Consider the following 22,301-nt stretch of genomic DNA (forward strand, 5'->3'; position numbering starts at 1 on the left):
TCCCGCGCGGTTCAGCGCGCCTTTTGCTTTGCGATCCAGATGTCGACCTGCTGCTCGAGCACGTCGAGCGGCATCTGCGCCCGGCCGATGACGGTGTCGTGGTAGCCCCGGATATCGAACTTGCCGCCCAGGGCCGCCTCCGCCTTCCTGCGGAGCTTCTCCATCTGGATCATGCCGATCTTGTAGCCCGTCGCCTGGCCCGGCATGATGATGTAGCGCTTCACCTCGGACTGGATCTGGCCGATCGCGGCGGGCGAGTTGTCGGTGAAATATCCGACCGCCTGATCCTCGGTCCAGCCCTTGGCATGCAGGCCGGTATCCACCACCAGCCGGATCGCACGCCAGATCTCGGTCGTCAGCCGGCCGAAATCCGAATAGGGGTCCTTGTACGCGCCGATCTCCTTCGCGAATTTCTCGGAATAGAGGCCCCAGCCCTCCTGAAAGGCGTTGATGTAAAGATATTTCCGGAATTCCGGGATATCGGTCAGCTCGCGCGAGATCGCGAAGTTCATGTGATGGCCGGGCAGCGCCTCGTGATAGGTGATGACCTCCACCTGCGGCTTGGGCACCGCGCGCATGTCCGACAGGTGCGAATAGAACACGCCCGGCCGCGATCCGTCCGGCGTCGAGAAATAATAATGCTGCGCAGCACCGGGGATCTCGCGATAGGGCTCGACGCGCTTCACGACGATGTCCGCCTTGGGCAGGATGCCGAAATATTCGGGCAATCGCGCCTTCATGAACGCGACATAGCGGGTGGCGTCGTCGAGATATTGCTGACGGCCCGCATCGGTATCCGGATAATAGAATTGCGCATCCTCGCGCACGAACTTGAAAAAGTCCTGCAAACTGCCCTTGAAGCCGACCTTCTGCTTGATCGCCTCCATCTCGCCCTTGATCCGGGCGACCTCGTCCAGCCCGATCCGGTGGACCTGTTCGGCGGTGAGATCGGTGGTGGTCGAGCTGCGCAGCATCATGTCGTAAAAGGCTTTGCCGCCCGGATTCTTGCCGACGCCGGTGGCGACGGCATCGGCCAGGGGCAGCTCGGATTCGAACCACGCGATCAGCTGGTCATAGACCGGCTTCCATTGCTCGATCAGCGCCGTCTTCGCCGCAGCACGATAGGCCTCGGCCCCGGCGGCGTCGATCTTGCCGGCCTTCACCAGTCCGTCGATCTTGGCGTTGGCGTCCTTCCACACGGCATTGTCGCCTTCGCCGCCGAATGGCGCGCCGCTGTTCAGCGCCTTCGCCTGGGGGATCATCATCTCATAGGAGAAGCGCGGCACGCGCGAGCCCGCCGCTGCATTGAGCTTGGCGATCTCGAGCTGCTGCGACAATGCGCGCGCGATCCCGCCGATGCGCGCGACATAGGCATCCATGTCCGACGGTTCGTCGACACGGTGCACCTGCATCAGGAATTGCGGCATTCGCGTGTGCGGGCCGTACATCTGCTGGAAGACATATGCGTTGCGGTTGAACTTCGCGAGCGCTGCGGCTTCCTCATATTGATAGATCCACAGATCATAGGAGAGCTGTGCATCCTGGGTCAGCTTCGCGCGGTCGAAATTCGCCTTCAGTTCCTCGACCTCGAGACGCATCCGTTCGAGCTGCCGCGCGGCGGCCGCTTCGGACATGTCGTCGATCTTGTCATAATCCTTCTTCTCGCCGGCATATGAGCGCGCCATCGGGCTGGCGGCCATCTGCGCCTCGTATTTCGCGTTGAGCCACGCGTTCAATCGCGCGGTTTCGGCATCGACGGCCGGCGCGGCAGATGCGACGCCTTGCGCCGCAGCAGCCATCGGCGTCGCGGCAAGCAGCGTGCCGGCCATGAACAGGGCAAGCATATTCATTCCATCATCTCCCGGGAGCAATCGCCTGTGGCGCGGGTCATTTCTTCTCGGTTTTCTGCAGGGCGCGCGCCTCTTCGGCCACATAGGCGCGGATCTGTTCGGCCTGATCGGGCGTGATCCAGCGCGAAAAGCTCACCATGCCGCTGGCGGTCAGCGCGCCGTCGATCACGACGCTCTTCCAGATTTCCCGGTCGGCCAGCGCGTTCGCACGGCGAAGATCGGGAGCGGCGACGCCCTCGTGGCAGCGCGCGCAATTCTCGCCATAGGCGGCCCCGCCCGCCGCGACCATCGCCGCGGGAAAGCGCTCCGCCGGCGGATTGGCGGGCGCCAGGGCGAGATCATATTCGGGCATGGCCCCCTTGCCGCCCAGCTTGAAGACGAACAGCCGCCCGTTGGGCTGGCGGAAGCGCGGGCGATTGGCGTCCTGAATGCCCATCGCACCGCCGCCCTTGCCGACGACCACCGCGATATATTGCACGCCGTCGATGCTGTAGCTTACCGGCCCGGCCATGATCCCGGCGGGCTGCCTGAAGGTCCACAGCTTCGCACCGTCCTTCGCGCGAAAGGCGGTGAACTCGCCATGGGCGTTGCCCGCGAAGACGAGATCGCCCGCGGTTGCGACGGTGCCGCCATTGATCATTTCGGGCTGGGGGACGCGCCAGGCCTCGCGCTGTTTGATTGGATCCCAGGCGATCAGCGCGCCGGTGCCCATGGGCTCGGCCGGATTGCCGCCGACCTGTGCGCCGATGTTGAGATGCCCCGGCTTGAACCTGAACGCGTTGTCCTGCGCGAAGGTCAGGCTCCACTGGACCGTTGGGATATAGACCAGCCCGGTCCGCGGACTGTACGACATGGGTTGCCAGTTGTGGCCGCCGACCGAGGATGGCTCGATCATCTTCACGCCCTCCTCATAATAGGCATTGGCGCTCATCACCGGGCGGCCGGTCTTCATGTCGATGCTCTCGACCCAGCTCTGTCTGACGAAGGGCCTGGCGGACAGGAGCTTTCCGTTCTCGCGGTCGAGCACATAGAAGAAGCCGTTCTTGGGCGCCTGCATCAGCACCTTGCGCGGCTTGCCCTCGATCGGGAGCGTGGCGAGCATGATCTGCTGGGTGTTCGTGTAATCCCAGCTGTCGCCGGGCGACGCCTGATAGTGCCATTTGTATCGGCCGGTGTCCGCATCCACCGCGACGATCGAGGAGAGGAAGAGATTGTCGCCCTTGCCCTCCGATCGGACTTTGCGGTTCCATGGCGATCCGTTGCCCACGCCGATCAGAAGCTGATCGAACTCCGGGTCATAGACCAGCGAATCCCAGGCGGTGCCGCCGCCGCCCATCTCCCACCAGCGGCCGAACCAGGTCTTCGCGGCCATCGCCATGGCGGAGTCGGAGGCGGCGCGGTCGGCGCCCTTGGCCGGATCTCCGGGCACGGTGTAGAAGCGCCAGGCCTGTTTGCCGGTTTCGGTATCGTAAGCGGTGACATAGCCGCGCACGCCCAGTTCGCCGCCGCCATTGCCGATGACCACCTTATCCTTGAAGATGCGCGGCGCCCCGGTGATGACATAGGGTTTGGACTTGTCGACGGTGAGCACCGACCAAAGCTGCTTGCCGGTCTTGGCGTCGATCGCGATCAGGCGGCCATCGATCGTGCCGACATAGATCTTGCCCTTCCACGCCGCGACGCCGCGGTTCACGACATCGCAGCAGGATTTTATCGCGTCCTCGCCAGGCACTTCGGGATCGAAGCGCCAGAGCTCCTTGCCGGTGCGTCCGTCGATCGCATAGACCCTGGACCATGCGGTGGAGGTGTAGATGACGCCATCCACCACGATCGGGGTCGCTTCCTGGCCGCGACTGGTGTCGAACTCGAACGACCAGGCGAGACCGAGCTGGCCGACATTGCCCTCGTTGATCTGGTCGAGCGCGCTGTAGCGCTGTTCCTCGAAGGTGCCGCCATGCGTCATCCAGTTGGCCGGATCATCGGCGGCGGCGAGCAGCCGCGCCTGATCGACCGCGGCCGGCCCGTCCGGCGTCATGCCGCACGCCTGCAACAGCAACGCGAGGAACGCCGCGCAGATACCCAATCGCTTCATGCTCACGCGGACATGTCCCCCTGGCCGGCCGCCTTGCCGGCGCCGCTGTTTCGTTGGCGAGCATCAGAGATCATTTGCGCCGGGTTCGGCAAACAACAAATGCTGGCGCAAAGAATGAGAAATTTTATCTCTTACCGGTACAAATACCGCAAGCATGCAGCGCACCGGCTGAGATCGTCTATTCCGAATAGCTGGCTGGTATCCTGCCGGAGAGCGACATCATGAATTCGAGAGGGGTCGATCCCGTCCAGCGCGCCCAGTCGTCGAGGGTGATGTCCGGCCCGATGACCGTCGCGCGGTCGAACAACGCAGGCGCCTCGCCACCGGCGTCGATCATGAGATGCTCCAGCGTGAACGCCGTGACCGCCACGCGCGCGCCGTTCATGATGATTTCGGGCGCGGCTCCGGCGACCGCCTTGCGCAGCCCGTCGCCCAAGCCGATGGCGACACTCGCCGGGTTCTTCACCGCCGCGCCCGCATAACCGCCGGACGACGCAGAAGCCTCGGCGCGGACGACCGCGGCGGACAGTGATCGGATCAGCGGGCGGAAATCCCGCGCCGGGCCGACGCCGGCGTCCAGAGGGGTCAGCCCGTAAAGTGCGTGACCGACGCAGACCGCGTTCGTTTCGTCCGGCATTTCGGCAAGCACGCCCGACGAGCCCCAGACCTGTGTGACGGGCACGTCGATCGCCGCGTCCGCCAGATCGGCAAGGAGCTGACGAAAACGCGCATAACCCTGCAATGCCCAGGCCTTGCCGTCGGCGGTGCCGAAAGGAAGGTGGGTGTAGACCCCGCGCAGATCGAGTGCGGCGCTGTCCGCGATGCGCCTGATGAGCGGCAGGGCATCGGCCACCGGCACGCCGAGGCGGCCGAGACCGGAATCGACCTTCACCCAGACCGGCGCACGCTTGCCCGCCGCCTCGGCGGCCTGCTCCGCCGCGGCGATCGAGAGCTCCTCGAACACCGTGGGCTGGAGATCATAAGCGAGAAATGCAGGCATATGCTGCGGCTCCGCACCGCCGAACAGCAGGATTTCGGCGTCGATCCCCATCTGGCGAATTTCGACGGCCTCGTCGAAATTGCCGGTCCACAGCTTGCGCACGCCCGCGTCCACGAGCGCGCCGCCGATCTCTACCGCCCCGAACCCATAGGCGTTTGCCTTGATCGAGGCGATGAGTTCGCGCCCGCCCGCCAGATCGCGGACCAGTTGGAGATTGTGGCGCAGCGCGGACAGGTCGATGTCGAGCGTGGCGGAGCGGAGCGATCGGCTCATGCGATATCCTTCAGGTGCGGGCGCGCATCGGCGTCCCGTTCATGGATCTCGGCCAGTCCGCGGCCGACATGGCTGCGGCGATAGCCGTAGAGGAAGTAGATGATCAGTCCGATCCCGCCCCAGATCGGCAGCACGAGCTGCGCGTCGACAGGCAGGTTCGCAAAGAGGAACAGACACCCGCCGATCGACGCGGGCGCGACGATCCAGACGAACGGCACACGGAAAGGCCGCTTCCGGCCGGGCTCGCGGATGCGCAACACCAGCACCGCGACCGCGACCATGAAGAAGGCGAACAACGTGCCGGAATTGGAGATGTCCGCCAGTTGCCCGATCGGCAGCACCGCCGCCACCGTCGCCACGAACACGCCGGTGACCATGGTGACGACATGCGGGGTGCCGAAGCGGGGATGGATGCGCGCCAGCTTCTCCGGCAGCAGGCCGTCGCGCGCCATGACGAAGAAGATGCGCGTCTGGCCATACATCATCATCAGCACCACGGAGGGCAAAGCGAGATTGGCAATCAGGCCGAGCGCGTTACCGACGACGGGCCAGTTTATGGCGCGCAGCACATGCGCCAGCGCCTCGTTCGAACAGACCAGCGCCTCGCGATTGGCGGGCAGCAGGCAGGCTTCGACGAACCCGGCCGAGCCCGGCATCACGGCCGCGCCATCCGGCCCCGGCACCGGCTGCGCGCCCATCGCGCCGATCGCGCCGGCGGCCACCGCCACGTAGAAGACCGTGCAGATCGCGAGGCTGCCGATCAGTGCGAGCGGCACGTTGCGCTGCGGGTTCTTCGTCTCCTCCGCGGCGGTGGAAACCGCGTCGAAGCCGATATAGGCGAAGAAGATCGAGGCTGCCGCGCCGACGATGCCGAAGCCGTGCGCCCCGCCGGTGCCGAACCAGCCATTGGGCGCGAAGGGCGAGAAATTGCCGGTATCGAGCACGGGAATGGTGAGCGCGATAAAGGCCGTGAGCGCGGCGATCTTGACGACGACGAAGATGGCGTTGAAGCGCGCGCTCTCACGCGTACCCAGCACCAGCAGGCTGGTGACCGCCAGCGCGATCAGAAAGGCCGGGAGGTTGATCACGCCATGGCTGAAGTCCAGGCTGGGCAGCACACCGTTCATCGACCAGACCGGCCCGCGCGACAACGCCTGGGGCAAGGCGAAGCCCGTGATGCTTTCCAGCAGCCCCATGAAATAGCCGGACCATCCGACCGAGACCGCACTGGCCGAAACCGCATATTCGAGCACCAGCGCCCAGCCCACCATCCAGGCGAGCAATTCGCCGATCACCGCATAGCTGTAGGTATAGGCCGAGCCCGACACCGGGACCATTGCCGCCAGTTCCGAATAGCAGAGCGCCGCGAGCGCACAGATGGAGCCCGCTATGACGAAGCTGAGCAGCATGCCCGGCCCCGCCTTCTGCGCGGCAGCGGCGGTCAATACGAAGATGCCGGTACCGATGGTAGCGCCGACGCCGAGCAGGACGAGTTGACCGAGGCCAAGGCTGCGCACCAGCGCCTTTTTCTCGGCCGTGCGGATGATCGCGTCGACGGGTTTGATGCGCCCGAAAATCATGCTGTGCGTCCCCCTCTGATGTGGCTTGGCGGACGCACGCAGACGGCAGAGCGCAACATCCCTTCGCGGAAGCGCGATCCCGGCTTGTCCCGGTGTCACATCAATTTATAGTCGTTCTTGTCCCGCCAGTTCCTCCAGAATTTTCGGGGGTCCGCAAACCACTATTCTTAGGCCTGAGGAACAGATGTCCTAATGTTGCGAGAGACGCCGAATCTCGACTGGCTGCGCGTGTTCACCGAAACCGCCGCGACCGAAAGCTTCGCGCTGGCGGCCCTGCGACTGGGCGTCACGCCCGGTGCGGTGAGCCAGCGGATCAAGGCGCTGGAATCCTTCCTGCAGATCGACCTGTTCGAACGCTATCCCCGTGGCGTGAAGCTGACCGAAGCGGGCAAACGCTATGCCCAGCGCCTTGCGCCCGCACTGGAGCAGATCATCGCGGCAACGCGCGAAGTGACCTCCAGCGGCAGCAACAAGACCGTGCGGATCACGATCCTGCCCGCGCTCGCGCAGCTCTGGCTCGGCCCCAAGATGGAGCATTTCCATACGCTGGATACCGGCGCGAATGTCGAGATCTGGGCCGATCCTGCGATCATCGACCTGCGCACCTCGAATTTCGACATCGCCATCCGCTGGGGCCGCCCGCCCTTCGCCGGCCTCGATCAGACCGAATTGTTCTTCGACGAGATCGTGCCGGTGGCCAGCCCCAGGCTGATGGAGAGCGCGGAAGTGGACGAGCGCGGCCTGCCGGTGGGCGCGCCGCTGATGGTCGATCTCTACTGGCAGCATGATTTCACCGACTGGCTCGGCCGCACCGGCCAGACCGCGCCGCCCACGCTCAACACGCAGACCTTCTCGCTTTATTCGATGACGGTGGAGGCCACGCTGCAGGGGCGCGGCTTCATGATGGGCCATACGTCGCTGGTGGGCGATCTGCTCGCCGATGGACGGCTGGTCGCGCTCTCGGAACGCCGTGTGACCTCGAGCAACCAGTTCTATCTGCTGACCAAGTCCGCCACGCCGCTGTCGGACGCGGCGCAGAACTTCGCCAACTGGCTGGTCGAACAGGCCCAGCCCGGCCAGGCGCAAGCAGAATTGAACGAATAGAGCGATTTGCAGTTCGAAGAAATCATCGAACGGCTCGAACCGCAGGCCAGTGAAGCTGGAGCGGACTGCGCAAATCCTGAATCGGGAAGTCCGCTCCAGATATTTGTGATCGCATCGTTTTTACGGAAAACCGGCTCCCGCTTTTCCGATGCTCCAAAATCGCGACAGGACGAAAGCGTGGGCATGGCGTGATCCGCTTCTGGCGGATCACGCCATGCCCCAGTGAGCGACGGCCTTGCCCGACGCCGTGCCCGTATTCGGGTTCACGGCGCTGGGAGGTTCAATCGCGAACGAAGTGCAGCGTATCGAAGCGCTTGCGGAACGCGGTGGCGCGTTCGGCGGTCGCCGCGGCGTCGTTACCGGTCAGGCCCGCCACGATCAGATCTGCGAGTTCGGGCATGTCGGCCGCGGTCATGCCCCAGCGGACGATCTCGGGTGTACCGAGACGGAGGCCGTTGAAATCACCTTCGACCGGATCGATCGGCAGGCCGATGCCCGAGGTGAGGATATTGGCCTGGCGCAGCTTCTTGGCCGCAGCGTGGCCGCCGCCGAAAGAGGCGGCCTCGATGACGAGCTGCTGCGACTCCGTGAAGCCCCGCGCCTTGCCGAACACGGGAATGCCGCGCTCGTCCAGGCTGCGCGCCAGCGCCTGCGCGCTCTCGCGCATTTCCTTGGCATAAGCGGGCCCGTAAGCCTTCCAGTCGAGCAGCGCGAGCGCGAGCGAGGCGGTCTTGGCGGCATCGAAGTTGGCGGTGAGGCCGGGATAGGCGATCGCCTCGATCCGCTCGGCCAGCGCGGCGTCGTTGGTCACCAGCAGGCCCGAAGGCGGTCCGCCGAGGCTCTTATAAGCGCTGCAGCCGAGCAGGTGCGCACCTTCCTCGAGCGGCTGCTGCCACTCGTGGCCGACGATCATGCCGCAGATATGCGCGGCGTCGAACAACACATAGGCGCCCACCTCGTCCGCGATGGCGCGGATCTCGCGGATCGGATGCCGCCACAGGTTGACGCTGCCGCCGATGGTGATGAGCTTGGGTTTCACCTGACGGGCAAGCTCCGCCAGTGCGGCGACGTCGACCGTATAATTGTCGGCATCGACCGGGGCGCTATGGACGTTCAGGCCGTAGAGGCCGGCCGCGCCCGGCGCGTGATGGGTGACGTGGCCGCCGATCGAGCCGGGCGGCGCGATGATGGCATCGCCGGGCTTGCAGGTGGCCATGAAGGCATAGAGATTGGCCATCGCGCCCGAATTGACGCGGATTTCCGCATAGCGCGCGCCGAACACTTCAGCGGTCAGTTCGGCGGCGAGGATCTCGATCTGCTCGATCGCTTCGAGACCCATTTCATATTTGTCGCCGGGATAACCGAGCGACGGGCGCGTACCGATGCCGCTGGCGAGCAGTTGCTCCGCGCGCGGGTTCATCGTGTTGGTCGCGGGATTGAGATTGATGCAGCCGACGTCATGGATCTGACGGTTTTCCTCGATCAGCTCGACGAGGCGCGCATCGACCTGATCGACGCTGCTGCCCGCGATCGACGCCGCGACCGACTGAACGAGATTTTCACTCCCCTCCCCAACCCAGGGGCGCCGTGCCAGCATCGTCATCATCTATCCTTGAATGAGGGCGCGGATGCGGCGCCGCGAAGTGCCGCATCCGCCAGGTCGTTTTGCGAAACCCGCCGAAATCAGGCGGCGATCTGGTCCAGCAGGCAATTGTCGGCGAGCGGACGGATCGGCGTCAGATCGCGGTGATGCTGGTGATCGGCCCGGTCGGTCTTGGTCAGGGCATTGGTGACCGGGTTCGCGATCATCGAGAAGATGCTGCGGTTCCACGGCGACATGTTGGGCGGCGAACCGTGCAGCATGCAGTCACCGAAGATCAGCGCGGTGCCGGCCTTGCCGGTGATCGACTGGAGATCGCAATTTTCGGAAACCCTGCGGACGTCCTTCTCCTCGATCACCCAGAGCGGCCAGCTGGTCGAGACGGTGTCGTGCCAGGTGCCGAGATGGCCGAACTTCTGCGAACCCTTGAAGAAATAGAGCGGGCCGTTGAACTCGTTCACATCGTCCAGGAAGATGTGGAGGTTGAGAGCGAGCGGCTCGGGCACGCCATCCTCGTGATGGTGCGTCGAGAAATCCTGATGCCACTGCCACTGTTCGCCGTCGAACGCGGCCTTCACATTGATCTTGGCCTGCTGGACGTAGAGATCTTCGCCGCGGAGCTGCTGCGCGGGCTCGATCAGGCGCGGATGACGCACGACCCTGGCGAAGATTTCGTCGCGCAGGTGAAGACCGGTCGCCATGCGGACGACATCGCTCTTCTTCTCGCGGATGTTGGTGGGAACGTCCTGCGCGAACACGCGGTCTGCCGCGGCGCGGATCTGCGCAACCTCCTCGGCCGAGAACAGCTCGGGAAGAATGAGGAATCCATTCTGCTGAAATTCCTCGATGCGCTCCTGCGAAAGTTTCATGTTCTGCTCCTGCCGGCCGTTCCGACCATTTTCTTCGCTGATGCCGGTTCGCGGTCCGCGGCGCCGGCTGCAATCACCCGCCTCCTTTCCTAAAATCCGCAGCCGGCATCAAACCAGAAATCTTGGGGTGATGAGTCAGTATTTCTAGGCCTTCTGGAATCCGGCCGCTGTGAAATTTCCTTGAATTGGCACAGTCGAGACTATAGCCATTCTATCACAGAAAGCAGCATCCACCGTTACGGCATCTGGTTTTCAGCATGGCAAACCATACCACAGCCGCAGTTTTTCTCTCTAGCGACGAGTGACGCGAATGACCGGCGAGACCCAGTTTATCGATCGTGTACGCGAGGCGCTGGCCGGCATCGAGGCGGCCGGGCTGACCAAGCCGGAACGGGTGCTGCTCTCCGCTCAGGGCCCGGAGATCACCGTCGCCCGCAAGGACGGCAGCACCGCGGATGCGATCAATTTCTGCGCGAACAACTATCTCGGGCTCGCCTCCGATCCGCGGGTCGTGGCCGCAGCGGCGGAAGCCATGCGAAGCTGGGGCTCGGGCGCGGCGGCGGCGCGCTTCATCTGCGGCACCCAGGGCGTCCACAAGGAACTGGAAGCCGCGCTCGCCAGCTATCTCGGCTTCGATGACGCGATCCTGTTCGCCGCATGTTTCGATGCGAACGGCGCGGTGTTCGAGCCGCTGTTCGAGGAACAGGACGCGATCGTGTCCGACACGCTCAACCATGCCTCGATCATCGACGGCATAAGGCTGAGCAAGGCGAAGCGCTACCGCTTCGCAACCAGCGACATGGCGGATCTGGAGCGGCAGCTGAAGGCCGCCCGCGCCGATGGCGCGCGCACGATCGTGATCGCAACCGACGGCGTGTTCTCGATGGACGGCCATATCGCCAACCTGCCGACGATCACCGCGCTTGCCGCCCGCTATGGCGCGCTGGTGATGGTCGACGACTGCCACGCCACCGGGCATCTCGGGCCGGAGGGGCGCGGGACGCCCGCGTTGCACGGCGTGGACGGCCGGATCGACATCCTCACCGGCACCTTCGGCAAGACGCTGGGCGGCGGCCTGGGCGGCTTCATCTGCGCGGCGCGCGAAGTGATCGCCCTGCTGCGCCAGCGCGCGCGACCCTATCTGTTTTCCAACAGCCTTTCGCCCGCGACGTGCGGCGCGGCGCTGGAGGCGATCCGCATCGCGCGATCGGGCGAAGGCGATGCGCTGCGCCAGCAACTCGCCGCGAACCGCAAGCAGTTCCGCGAGGGCATGGCGGCGGCGGGCTTCGACCTTGCACTAGGCGAGACGCCGATCATCCCCGTGCTGCTGGGCGACGATCGGGCCGCGCAGGAAATGGCGGCGCTGCTGCTGGAGGCAGGTATCTACGTCACCGGCTTCTCCTATCCGGTGGTGCCCAAGGGCAAGGCACGGATCCGCGTGCAGCTCTGCGCGAAGCACAGCCCCGACCAGATCACACGTGCCATCGAGACGTTCGTGACAGTTCGCGACACGATGGCTGCAAACGGGAGTCGATGACCATGGCGGACGATTTCACGGGACAGGCGGCGCTGGTGACCGGCGGCGCGAGCGGGCTCGGGCGCGCGATCGCGCGCGCCTTTGCCGCGGCGGGCGCCAAGGTCGCGGTGGCCGACCGCAACAGCGAGGCCACTGCGCACGAGGTGGAGCATCTCCGCACGATGGGCTGCGAGGCCCTTGCGATCGACGTGGACGTGACGGATTCCGCGCAGGTGCAGGCCATGATCGACCGGACCGTCGAGACGTTCGGCGCGCTGGATGTGCTCGTCCACAGCGCGGGAGTCGGTGTGGAGCGGCGCTTCCTCGACACCACCGACGAGGAATGGCGGCGGATCATCGACATCGATCTGAGCGGCAGCTTCTACTGCATGCGCGCCGCGGGGCGGGTGATGGCCGCGAAGGGCTATGGCAGGATCGTCCTGCTCTCCTCCACCGCGGGGATGCGAGGCGGGACCGCGCGCGCGGCCTATGGCGCGGCGAAGAGCGGCGTGATCAATCTGACGCAGGTGCTTGCGGTGGAGCTGGCCGAGCAGGGCGTGACGGTGAACGCGCTCGCCCCCGGGGCGATCGAGACCGAACTGGTGCAACGGATGCACTCGCCCGAGACGCGCAAGAACTATCGCCGCGCAGTCCCGATGGACCGCTACGGCACCCCCGAAGAGGTGGCCCACGCCGCGCTCTATCTGGCGAGCCCGGGGGCCAGCTATGTGACGGGGCATATCCTGGCGGTGGATGGCGGATTTCTGGCCGCAGGCCTGCTCAACAAACCGAACGACACTTAGGACATCTGGCGCTCGCCCCCAGCTTTATTGCGTTGTCTCGCGCCGGCATGGTCACCCATTACGGCGCCACCAAAGGGAGACGCATGATGACCGATTTCTCACGCCGGCAAATGGTGGGCGCCACGCTGGCGGCGGCGGTGGCCGCGCCGTATATCAGCCGGCCAGTGCAGGCCCAGACTTCGGCCTATCCGCCGCGCGCCTATCCCAAGCAGGTGGTCGACCTCGTCAACGAATCGCTCGTGATCGACATGCTCCATCCGCTCAAGATCGCCGAGCAGCCCGAGCCGATGACCGAGAAGCTGGCGGCGGAATTCCGTTCCAGCGGCATCACCGCCATGCACCATGCCAATGGCATCGGCGGCCCCGACGCGCGCGACATGGTGCTGACCTTCTACATGATGTGGACGCACTATATCGCGGTGAACAGCCATGTGCTGACCGGCGTGAGCAAGATGGCCGACATCCTGCGCGCCAAGCGCGACGGCAAGGTGGCGGTGATCATCGGGGTGCAGAATGCCGACCATTTCCAGAAGAAGGAGGATGTTCAGACCTTCTACAATGTCGGCCAGCGCGTCTCCCAGCTCACCTATAACAGCCAGAACCGCCTCGGATCGGGATCGACCGAGCGGGTCGATGGCGGCCTGACCGATTATGGGGCGGTGATCATCGAAGAGATGCACAAGGTGGGAATGCTGGTGGACGTGTCGCATTGCGGCGACCGCACCACGCTCGACGCCATCGCCGCCTCCAGCAAGCCGATCGCGATCACCCACAGCAACTGCCGTTCGCTCACCAACCATCCCCGGCTCAAGACCGACGAGGCGATCAAGGCCTGCGCGGCCAAGGGCGGCGTGATGGGCATCGCGGGCGTCCGCAACTTCGTCAGCAGCACGGAGCCGACCACGATCACGCAGCTGGTCGACCATTTCGACTATGCGGTGAAGCTGATCGGCATCGACCATGTCGGGCTGGGCAGCGACCTCGACATGCACGGCTATGACGACATGCCCGCCGAGCTGCGCAAATCGATGAAGGAGATCACCGGCCCCAAATATCTGTGGCGCGACAAGATCGACACCGACGGCTTCGACCATCCGCGCCGGGTGTACGACCTGACCGAGGAGCTGCTGCGCCGCCGCTATTCCAAGGACAATATCAAGGCGGTCCTGGGCGGCAATTTCGCCCGGCTGCTCACCGCGACCTGGGGCGGCTGAGGCGATTGTCGAGGCAGATGAGTCCATCTGCCTCGACATCGCTCGTGATCAGGTCGACACGAGCATGTGGAGGAATTCCACGTGCGCCATGGTGGCGTCCACCAGGCCGGCCACCTTGGGATTGACCGAGTCGATCAAATAGAATTCGTCGGGCGCGTGCGCCGCGCCGCCATAACCCAGGCCGAAGCGGCCGACCGGCACCGAGACCGGCGGCTGGGTGAAGGTGCCGCCCGGCCAGCTGCCGGCCAGGCGCGGGGTAAGATTGGGACGCACGCCCAGCTTGCGGTAAGTCGCCACTTCGGCGCGGGTGAGCGAGCTGGTTTCGCTGGTTTCCGTCGGGTCGTAGCCGCCGCTGACGTTGAGCTCGACATCGTTGAAGCCGCGCTTGTCGAGATGCGCGCGCAGCTTGCCGACGGCCTCCGTGCGCGTCTGGTTCGGCACGAGCCGCAGATCGAGCTTCGCGACCGCGCGACCCGGCAGGATCGTCTTGCCGCCCGGCCCCGTATAGCCCGCGACGAGCCCCTCGATATTGACGGTGGGCTCCTGCATCAGGCGGATCATCGCATCCTCATAGGAGAGATTGTCGATCCAATGGGTGAAGCTGAGCGCCTCCTTGAGCTGCGCCTCGCTCGAATGCCTGGTCGCCTCGCGGATCAGTGCCTTTTCGCGATCGGTGAGCGGGCGGACATTCTCGAACCAGCCGTCGATCACAGGCGTGTTTCCATCGGGCGACACCAATGTCTGGAGCGCCTGAACGAGCCGCCAGGCCGGAGAGTCGAGCGCGGCCTTCAGGCTGGAATGCACATCCTTGCGCGGACCGCGCCCCCATTTCTCGCCGCTGGCGACCAGCTCCAGCTCGATGATGCCCTTGGCGCCAAGCTCGATCGTGGCGTTGCCCTCCAGATCCGCCATGGCAGTGGGCATCATGATACCCTCGCAACGCTTGAGCCCCGCCAACACATTCGGCGTGGTCGCGAGTTGGCGGAAGTTCGGCGAACCGATCTCTTCCTCACCCTCCGCGAGGAAGACGAGATTCACGGGCAGCTTGCGCCCGGCGGCCCGAATGGCGTGAAGCGCGGCGAGGAAGGTCGCCTCCGGCCCCTTGTGGTTCGCGGTGCCGCGTCCGATCATCACGGAGCCAAGCCCCTTGCGATCGACCATCCGGCAGTCCAGCGGCGGCGACGTCCATTCGGCGGCGTCATACTGCTTCACGTCATACATGAAATAGAGCCCAAGCGTCCGCTTCGCGCCGGCGTCGAGCGTACCGAACACGCCGGGATGCCCCTTGGTGGGCACGATCTGCACGCCGGAGAAGCCCGCATCCTTGATCAGTTCGGCCATATAGGCCGCGCCTTCGGGCATGTTCCTGTTTTCGGCGGCGATCGAGTCCAGCGCCACCCAGTCACGGATGCGCTTGACCGAGGCCTCCTTGCCCGCCTCCGCCGCCTTGCGCACGTCATCGAAGCCGCCCTTCTGCGCGAATGCGCCGAACGGGCTCGCCAGCGCGGCCCCCGCCCCCAACATGGCCGCGCCGCGGATCAGATCGCGGCGGTTGAACTGATCGATGGTGCTGCGTGTCATGCGGCTGTTCCCCGTAAAGATTATCGTCTTTTCTCTCGCCCCGGCGAGGCGAGCGCAACGCGTAAAGCCTAAGGCTTAGGCTTAGCTCTTCTATCTCCAGACGGTTTCGGCGATGCGCCGGTGATTGCCGCCGAAGAGCTTGCCCAGCGTCTCGCGGCCATGCCCCCGATCAAGCATGAACCGGGCGATGTCCGGCAACCGTTCGGGCTCGACCATTTCGGCGCCGAGCGGAAACATGTCCGGCGGGAAGGTTGCCGGATCGGCCGAGATATAGTCGTTCAGCTCGTCGATATCGAAGACATAGTCGAGCGCGATGCCGACATGATCGTCACCCACCAGATCGATCATGTGCTCGACATGCGCGACATAGGACGCGGTGCCGGCATCGTTGTCGCCAAGGAACGGGCCGAAGCCGTTGATGCCGATCACCCCGCCCCGCGCCGCGCAGGCGCGGATCAGATCGTCGGGAATATTGCGTGGATGATCGTACACCGCGCGCGCGTTGGAATGCGAGAAGATCACGGGCGTCGCCGAGGCGTCGATCATCTCGCGCGCGGTGCGGTAGCCGCAATGGCTGCCACACACGACCATGCCGACCCGGTTCATCTCGGCGATCACGTCGCGGCCGAAATCGGTCAACCCTTCATCCGCCTCCATGCAGCCGCCCCCGGCGGCGTTGGCGGTGTTGTAGGTGCCCAGCATCCAGCGTACGCCGCGCGCGTAGAAATGCCCGACTCTGCCGACATCCCCGTCCAGCGCAGTCATGCTTTCGAGATCGAAGCAGATGCCGAGCCGGCCGCTCGCCTTCGCGCCATCCAGATCGGCGGCCGTCTTCACCAGCATCAGCGTATCGGGATGCTCCGCGACCCAGTTCCGGACACTATCGAGCATGGCATCTGCATGGTCGGCGCCGAACGTGCCGAACGCCGCGTTGATGGTGACGACGGTCACGCCGGTCGCGCGCATCCGCTCCAGTTGCGGCAGGAAGCGCCCGTCATCCGGCCGCAGCGGCAGGCAGGCGTGATTGTCCCAGACGAGCACGCCCGGCAGGATTTCCGAGAGTGGCGTCCTGAACGTCTGCACGCTACCAGATCCTGACGCGCTTGGACGGTTCGAGATAGAGCTTGTCGCCGGGCTTGACGTCGAACGCCTTGTACCAGGCGTCGAGATTGCGCACGACCCAGGCGCGCTGGGTCGCGGGCGAATGGGTGTCGGTGAGCAGCTGCTGGCGGAGATGCTCCTCGCGCTGCTTCACGCGCCAGAATTGCGCCCAGCCGAGGAAGAAACGCTGATCGCCAGTATAACCGTTGATCACCGGCGCGGGCTTGCCGCCCAGCGAGCGCTGATAGGCGTCATAGGCGATGGTGAGGCCGGCGAGATCGCCGATATTCTCGCCGAGCGTCAGCCGGCCGCTCATATGTTCGCCGGGCAATGGCTGATACGCGTCATATTGCGCGATCAACGCCTTGCTCGCCGCCTCGAACGCCTTGAGATCCTCCGGCGTCCACCAGCTCTGAAGCAGGCCCTTTTCATTGAACTTGGAGCCGTTGTCATCGAAGTGGTGGCTGATCTCGTGCCCGGCAATGGCGCCGATCGCGCCGTAATTCACGGCCGGGTCGGCTTTGGGATCAAAGGAGGGCGCCTGCAGGAACGCGGCCGGGAACGTGATTTCGAGCCGGTTCCAGCTGGCATTGGCGTTGACCGTCTGCGGAGAATAATACCAGTCGGAGCGCTGCGTCGGCCTGTCGAGGCGGCCGACCGACCAGGCGAACTCGAAACGGTTCGCCCGGATGACATTGCCGAAAAGATCGCCCTCCTTCACGTCCAGCGCGGCATAGTCGCGGAACGCGTCGGGATAGCCCACCCTGACCACGAAGCCCTTCAGCTTCTGCTGCGCCTTGGCCTTGGTGACCGGCTGCATCCAGTCGAGCCGGCCGATGCGATCGCCCATCACCGCCAGCAGATTGTTGGCGAGGCTGGTCATCGACGCCTTGTATTCGGGCGGGAAATAACGCCGGACATAAAGCTGGGCGACCTCGTCGCGCAGCATGCCGTTGACCAGCGCCGTACCTTTCCGCCAGCGCGGCTCGCGCTCCGGCGTGCCGTTCACGACCTTGTCGTAAAAGGCGAAGCGCTCGGCCTCGACCGCGTCCGGCAAGGCCGGCGCCAGGCTCATCAGGCTGCGCACCATCATCTGATCGCGCAGCACCTCGATCGGCGCCTCGTCCATGATCCGGGCAATGCCGATCATCGCGCTCGGGTGACTGACGATCAGTTCGCCGGCATTGGGAACGGCCGCCTTGATCACCGTCGGCATATCGAGCGTCGGCGTGGAGAATTGCGCGGTCTGCGCAAGCGTGAACTTGTTATAGGTCTTCGTGACGTCGTTCGCGTCCACGCGCGTCCATTGAACCTTGGCGATCTCGGTTTCCATCGCCATCACTGCCCTGGCTCGAGCCTCGACATCGCTTTCGCCGGCAAGCGCCAGCACGCGCGCGAGATGTGCGAGATAAGCCTCGCGCATCTTGGCGAACGCCGGCTTGTCAGACAGATACATGTCGCGATCGGGCATGCCCGTGCCATCCTGCCAGATGCTCAGGATCATGCGCTCGGGCTGCCGGTCATCGGGCCATACCCATGGGAAATAGGGGCCGCTGATGCCCATCCGCATCGATTCCGCAACCAGCGCCGAATAGCCCCTGCGGTCGTTCAACCCCTTGATCCGGGCAAGCCACGGCTGGACCGGCTTCATGCCCAGCGACTCGATCTTCGCGGTATCCATATAGGCGGCATAGGCGCGGCCGAGCTTGCTCGCCGGATCGCCCTGCGTTCCCTCGATGATGCCGCGCAGCCGCTCGCTCGTGAGGTCGCGCATGACGAGATATGATCCGTACATCGCCTTGTCGGCGGGCATCGGCGTGTTCTTCACCCAGCCGCCGCCCGCATAGGCGTAGAAATCGTCACCGGGCTTGACCGACTTGTCCATGCCGTTCTCGTCGAAGCCGAATGCGCCGATCTCGGGCGCGGGCTTCGCCGGCGCGGCTGGTTGCGGCGTATCCTGCGCGCCGAGCTGTGCGAAGCCGGCCATGGCGGTGCCGATGAGGAAGACGGACGTAAACAGGCGGCGCATGGAAACCTCTCAGGCTGAACGGACCGGTGGCGGCATCCTGCCGGGTCCGGATGAAACCGGACCCGGCAGCCCGCCCACGCATCACTGGGTCACGGAGACCACATTGTCGTTATGGTTGCGGTCGATATAGGTGAGGTACGGATCGACCCCGGCGTAGAGCGGCTTGCCCTTCGTCACGATCTTCACCTGCTGCTCGCCCGAGCGGATCGGAACCCGCTTCATCGAGAGCACATTGCCGCTGCCGAAGGCGAGATCGGCGGGGTTGGCGGTGAACACGCCGACATCGATCGGCTCGTTCAGCGCCGCCGCCTTCTCGTTGCCCTTGCCGTCCGCATAGGCCTTGCCGCCATGCACGGTGACCGTCGTCTCATACTGGCCATTGGTCAGCTTGCGGACGACCGCCGTCTTCACGCGCAGATCGTAGAGCGTGATGCGGTAGAACAGATCCCTGATCAGCTCCCGCTCCTGATCGTTGCGGGCGATGCCGAGCAGGCCGTTCACCAGATCCACCGAGCGCGCGAACGGCGGCGGCTGGAAGCGGTATTTTTCGACGATGCTGCGCAGCACGCCGTTCACGCGGTCCTCGCCCAGGCGGTCCTGGAGCAGGTACATCACCACCGAACCCTTGTAATAGTGGATGTAACCCTGCTTCTTCACCAGCGCGAGCGGGCGCTCCTCCGCCTTTTCGGCGCGGCGGCCCGACAGATAGTCGCTCTGCTCATATTGCAGGAAGCGGCGCATCCCGTCATGGCCGTAGCGCTTCTTCATCACCATGATCCCGCCAAATTGCGACGGGGTCTCGGTGAGCACCTCCGCGCCCTCGACATCGCCCGGCATCACCTGGTGGAACCAGTATTGATGGCCGTACTCATGCGCGGTGACGAAGGCGAGATAGTCCACATTCTTCGGATTGCGGAAGTCGCCGGTGAAGCCGAACCGTTCCGAATAGCCCACCGTGCCCGGCGCCGAGTTCGCGGTGCCCGCATAGTCCGGGCGCTCGATCACGCGGAAATATTTGTACTGATAGGGCCCCCAGTTCTTCTGATAATATTGGAGCGAGTCCTTCACCACGCCGAGCATGCGGTCGACGTTCATCGGGTGCTTCGGGTGGTAGTAGACGCTCAGCTTCACGCCATCGACGTCGATCGACTTGACGGCATAGCGGCCCGACTGGATCGTGATGAAGTTCAGCGTCGGGATCGGCGAGACGAACCGCGCGGTGCGGCGGTTGCCCACCACCGTGTTCGACACTTCCTGTCCGGTCACGACCAGCGTCTGATCGGCGTCGGTCGAGACCGTGATATCGGTGTTGACCCGATCCACACCGGCATAGCTGCGCATCACCGCACGCTTGTCGTCGAGCGACGGCGTCGGGGTTTCGGGCGCAAGGCCGTATTTCTTGCGCAGCGTGTTGCCCTGCAGGAAATTGCCGCGGCTCATGCCCAGCGCCGGCGCGAAGCCAAGATTGGTGAGATAGGCACCGTTCTTCGCCGGCTGAACGTCGATTTCCCAATATTGCTTGTTGGTCGGCAGCGACTTGATTCCGCGCTGCTGCATCACCGTGCGGAAGGTGAGCGTGCCGCTTGCGCCCGGCTGCAACGGCGTTTCGAACCGGTAGATCTTGTGAAGATTATCGACGTCGTCCTTCTCCAGCTTCGCGCCGGGAACGGCGATCGACTCCACCTTCGTCATCCAGCCCGGCACGTTCATGCGGACGTGGAGCAGTTCGATAGGCTTGTCGGTCTCGTTGACGAAACGATACTGGCCGTCGAACTGCACCCAGCGCTGCGACGGACGCAGGTCGACGTTGAGCTTGATGTCCTTCAGCACCGGTTCGGGCAGGTCGAGATATTTGGCGTAGTCCTTCTCGTACTGCGCCTGATCGGCTTCCATCTTGTCCTTGTCCGGACGCGTGTTGAGCACGTTCATGTTGTAGAACAGGAACCCGCCGATGACCGCGGTGGCCAGCACCGAGACCGATAGCAGCGCCAGAGGCGTGCCGCGCAGGCGCAGCGGCAGCGTGCGCCACTGTGCGCCAAGCGTGGTGGCACCGCCGCGACGCCACATCAGATGGCCGATCACCACCAGGATCAGCGCGAACGCCGTCCAGTAGGCGCGCAGCCACCAGGCGCTGGCCGCCATGTAATCGTCGCCGTTCATCTCCGAGAGCGCCATCGGCGCTTCGGCATAGTTGATCAGCGGGTGATCGAGGCCAAGCCCGGCGAAGACCGTGGTCGACACCAGATAGATCAGCATCAGCCCCCAGCCGACGAACTTGTTCGGGCTGATCGCCTGAAGCACGATCGCCAGCACCGAGAGATGGACGACATAAAGCGTGCTGGGGATGACGAACCACGACAGCCACTGGCCGAGCTCGACATCGACGACGCCGCGCGCCAGCTGATAGCCGACCGCCTGGATCATCACAACGAAGACGCTGAGCGCGACCAGCACGCCGACCACGCCGGCCAGCTTCGAAACGAGGAAGATCCAGTTGGGAATGGGCGTCGAGTCGATGATGTCGCCGAAGCGCTTCTCGCGCTCGCGCCACACAACCTCGCCGGAGAAATAGATCGCCATCAACAAGGTGATCAGCAGCGACGCACCGCGCACGGTGTCGATGATCGCATAGGTGCGCGGCCAGATCGGCACGTCGTACATGCGGCCGGCCAGGCTGAGCGTCAGGAACAGGTTGATCGAGCCGACCAGCGCCAGCACCCAGAAGGCCGGGCTCTTGAACACCAGCTTCATCTCGAGAAGCGTGCGCGTGACGAGCTGATGCCAAGCGGCACCTTCCGGGCTGGTATCGGGCAGGCGATCGACCAGCAGCGGCTGCACGGCGGCGAGCTTCTGTGCCTCGGCTGCCTGCCGCTTGTACTTGCCCTTCGAGATACCACGGTCGGCGAAGCGGAAGCGCGCAGCCGCAAAGGCGACGATGGCGACCGAAATCGCGATCCACACCAGCCGGTGGCCGAGCAAGGTCCCGGTGAGTTCGAGCGACTGGGTATTCTGCTGGATCGGCGTGAGATAGCGGACACCGAGGCTATAGGCGACCGAACCGAACGGCTCGAAATAGGAAGCCAGCGACAGGTCCGGCAGTTTCCGCAGCATCGCCGACAGCGTGAAATAGGCGAACATGAAGACGATGACGGTGAGGTAGCTATAGGTGACCGACCGCGTCCAGCAGGCCACCGCGAAGAAGATCGCCGAGGTGATCAGCAGGTTCGGCAGCGCGATCACGAAATAGGTGAAGACATAATCGCCCAGCCGGTTCGGCCCGACCAGTTCGGGATTGACCCATGGCATGAAGGTGCCGAGCCAGATCGCGAACGGCACCGCCAGAAACGCGACCGCAGCCCCCAGAAAGGCGCCGGTGAAGCGGCCGAACAGATAAGGCAGCTTGCCGACCTTGGTCGATCGGATGATCTGGCCGAAGCCGGTCTCGTCGTCGCGCACCACCACGTTGCCGACGAACGCGGTCGTCACGAACATGAAGAACATCGACATGGTCAGCATCACCTGTGCGATGCCGACGGGCGAGTTGGTGTAGGTGTTGCCGCTGACGGGGCGGATCGACTCCACGGTCGTCCACCCGAAGGTCAGCAGGAAGAAGAGGATGGTCGCAGCCCAGAAGACCGGGTTGCGCAGCTGGTAACGCGCCTCGAAGCGCGCGATCGTCGAGAACATCG

15 protein-coding genes are annotated in these 22,301 nt (G+C 64.6%); 5 read left to right on the forward strand and 10 right to left on the reverse strand.

Annotated features, from left to right (window positions below; translation table 11 throughout):
• Positions 1–11 precede the first annotated feature (11 nt).
• The 4 genes from K7G82_RS17535 to K7G82_RS17550 form a co-directional block, all read right to left on the reverse strand.
• Positions 12–1,850: a DUF885 domain-containing protein gene (locus tag K7G82_RS17535; protein ID WP_222991199.1), complete on the reverse strand. Its 1,839-nt coding sequence runs from the start codon at positions 1,848–1,850 to the stop codon at positions 12–14.
• A gap of 37 nt (positions 1,851–1,887) precedes the next feature.
• Positions 1,888–3,942 carry a PQQ-dependent dehydrogenase, methanol/ethanol family gene (locus K7G82_RS17540; protein WP_246623677.1) on the reverse strand — a complete coding sequence of 685 codons (2,055 nt, stop codon included), beginning with the start codon at positions 3,940–3,942 and terminating at the stop codon, positions 1,888–1,890.
• 178 nt (positions 3,943–4,120) lie between these two features.
• Positions 4,121–5,215: an alanine racemase gene (alr, locus tag K7G82_RS17545; RefSeq protein ID WP_222991201.1), complete on the reverse strand. Its 1,095-nt coding sequence runs from the start codon at positions 5,213–5,215 to the stop codon at positions 4,121–4,123.
• Entirely contained in the window at positions 5,212–6,795 is a 1,584-nt protein-coding gene (locus tag K7G82_RS17550) for an amino acid permease (protein WP_222991202.1), read from the reverse strand. Before K7G82_RS17550 ends, alr begins: the two co-directional genes overlap by 4 nt.
• 192 nt (positions 6,796–6,987) lie before the next feature.
• Here K7G82_RS17550 and K7G82_RS17555 point away from each other — a divergent pair, with 192 nt between their 5' ends.
• Both K7G82_RS17555 and K7G82_RS17560 read left to right on the forward strand, forming a co-directional pair.
• A complete protein-coding gene (locus K7G82_RS17555) occupies positions 6,988–7,899 on the forward strand; it encodes a LysR substrate-binding domain-containing protein (protein WP_222991203.1) in 912 nt (303 codons plus the stop codon).
• Between the two features lie 6 nt (positions 7,900–7,905).
• A complete protein-coding gene (locus K7G82_RS17560) occupies positions 7,906–8,091 on the forward strand; it encodes a hypothetical protein (RefSeq protein ID WP_222991204.1) in 186 nt (61 codons plus the stop codon).
• 88 nt (positions 8,092–8,179) lie between these two features.
• Here the strand turns inward: K7G82_RS17560 and K7G82_RS17565 are convergent, their stop codons facing one another.
• On the reverse strand, positions 8,180–9,502 hold the full coding sequence (locus tag K7G82_RS17565) for a serine hydroxymethyltransferase (protein ID WP_222991205.1): 1,323 nt from the start codon (positions 9,500–9,502) through the stop codon (positions 8,180–8,182).
• An 80-nt stretch (positions 9,503–9,582) separates the two neighbouring features.
• Entirely contained in the window at positions 9,583–10,368 is a 786-nt protein-coding gene (locus tag K7G82_RS17570; RefSeq protein WP_222991206.1) for a phytanoyl-CoA dioxygenase family protein, read from the reverse strand.
• 310 nt (positions 10,369–10,678) lie between these two features.
• Between K7G82_RS17570 and K7G82_RS17575 the strand changes: the two genes are divergently transcribed.
• The 3 genes from K7G82_RS17575 (at position 10,679) to K7G82_RS17585 (ending at position 13,901) form a co-directional block, all read left to right on the forward strand.
• Positions 10,679–11,905, forward strand: a complete 1,227-nt coding sequence (locus K7G82_RS17575) for a glycine C-acetyltransferase (protein ID WP_222991207.1) — start codon at positions 10,679–10,681, stop codon at positions 11,903–11,905.
• Between the two features lie 2 nt (positions 11,906–11,907).
• Complete coding sequence (locus K7G82_RS17580; RefSeq protein ID WP_222991208.1) at positions 11,908–12,687, forward strand: SDR family NAD(P)-dependent oxidoreductase; 780 nt, start codon at positions 11,908–11,910, stop codon at positions 12,685–12,687.
• 86 nt (positions 12,688–12,773) lie between these two features.
• Complete coding sequence (locus K7G82_RS17585; RefSeq protein ID WP_246623647.1) at positions 12,774–13,901, forward strand: dipeptidase; 1,128 nt, start codon at positions 12,774–12,776, stop codon at positions 13,899–13,901.
• Between the two features lie 48 nt (positions 13,902–13,949).
• On the opposite strand, the gene K7G82_RS17590 is transcribed toward K7G82_RS17585, so the two are convergent.
• The 4 genes from K7G82_RS17590 to K7G82_RS17605 form a co-directional block, all read right to left on the reverse strand.
• Positions 13,950–15,482 carry a M20/M25/M40 family metallo-hydrolase gene (locus K7G82_RS17590; protein ID WP_222991210.1) on the reverse strand — a complete coding sequence of 511 codons (1,533 nt, stop codon included), beginning with the start codon at positions 15,480–15,482 and terminating at the stop codon, positions 13,950–13,952.
• 90 nt (positions 15,483–15,572) lie between these two features.
• A complete protein-coding gene (locus K7G82_RS17595; protein WP_222991211.1) occupies positions 15,573–16,565 on the reverse strand; it encodes a dipeptidase in 993 nt (330 codons plus the stop codon).
• A gap of 1 nt (position 16,566) precedes the next feature.
• Positions 16,567–18,612: a M13 family metallopeptidase gene (locus K7G82_RS17600; RefSeq protein WP_246623648.1), complete on the reverse strand. Its 2,046-nt coding sequence runs from the start codon at positions 18,610–18,612 to the stop codon at positions 16,567–16,569.
• 81 nt (positions 18,613–18,693) lie between these two features.
• Entirely contained in the window at positions 18,694–22,299 is a 3,606-nt protein-coding gene (locus K7G82_RS17605) for an ABC transporter permease/M1 family aminopeptidase (RefSeq protein ID WP_222991212.1), read from the reverse strand.
• Positions 22,300–22,301: the final 2 nt, after the last annotated feature.

It is taken from the genome of Sphingomonas colocasiae, from assembly GCF_019880585.1.
In the GTDB taxonomy this organism is placed as follows: Bacteria; Pseudomonadota; Alphaproteobacteria; order Sphingomonadales; family Sphingomonadaceae; genus Sphingobium_A; species Sphingobium_A colocasiae.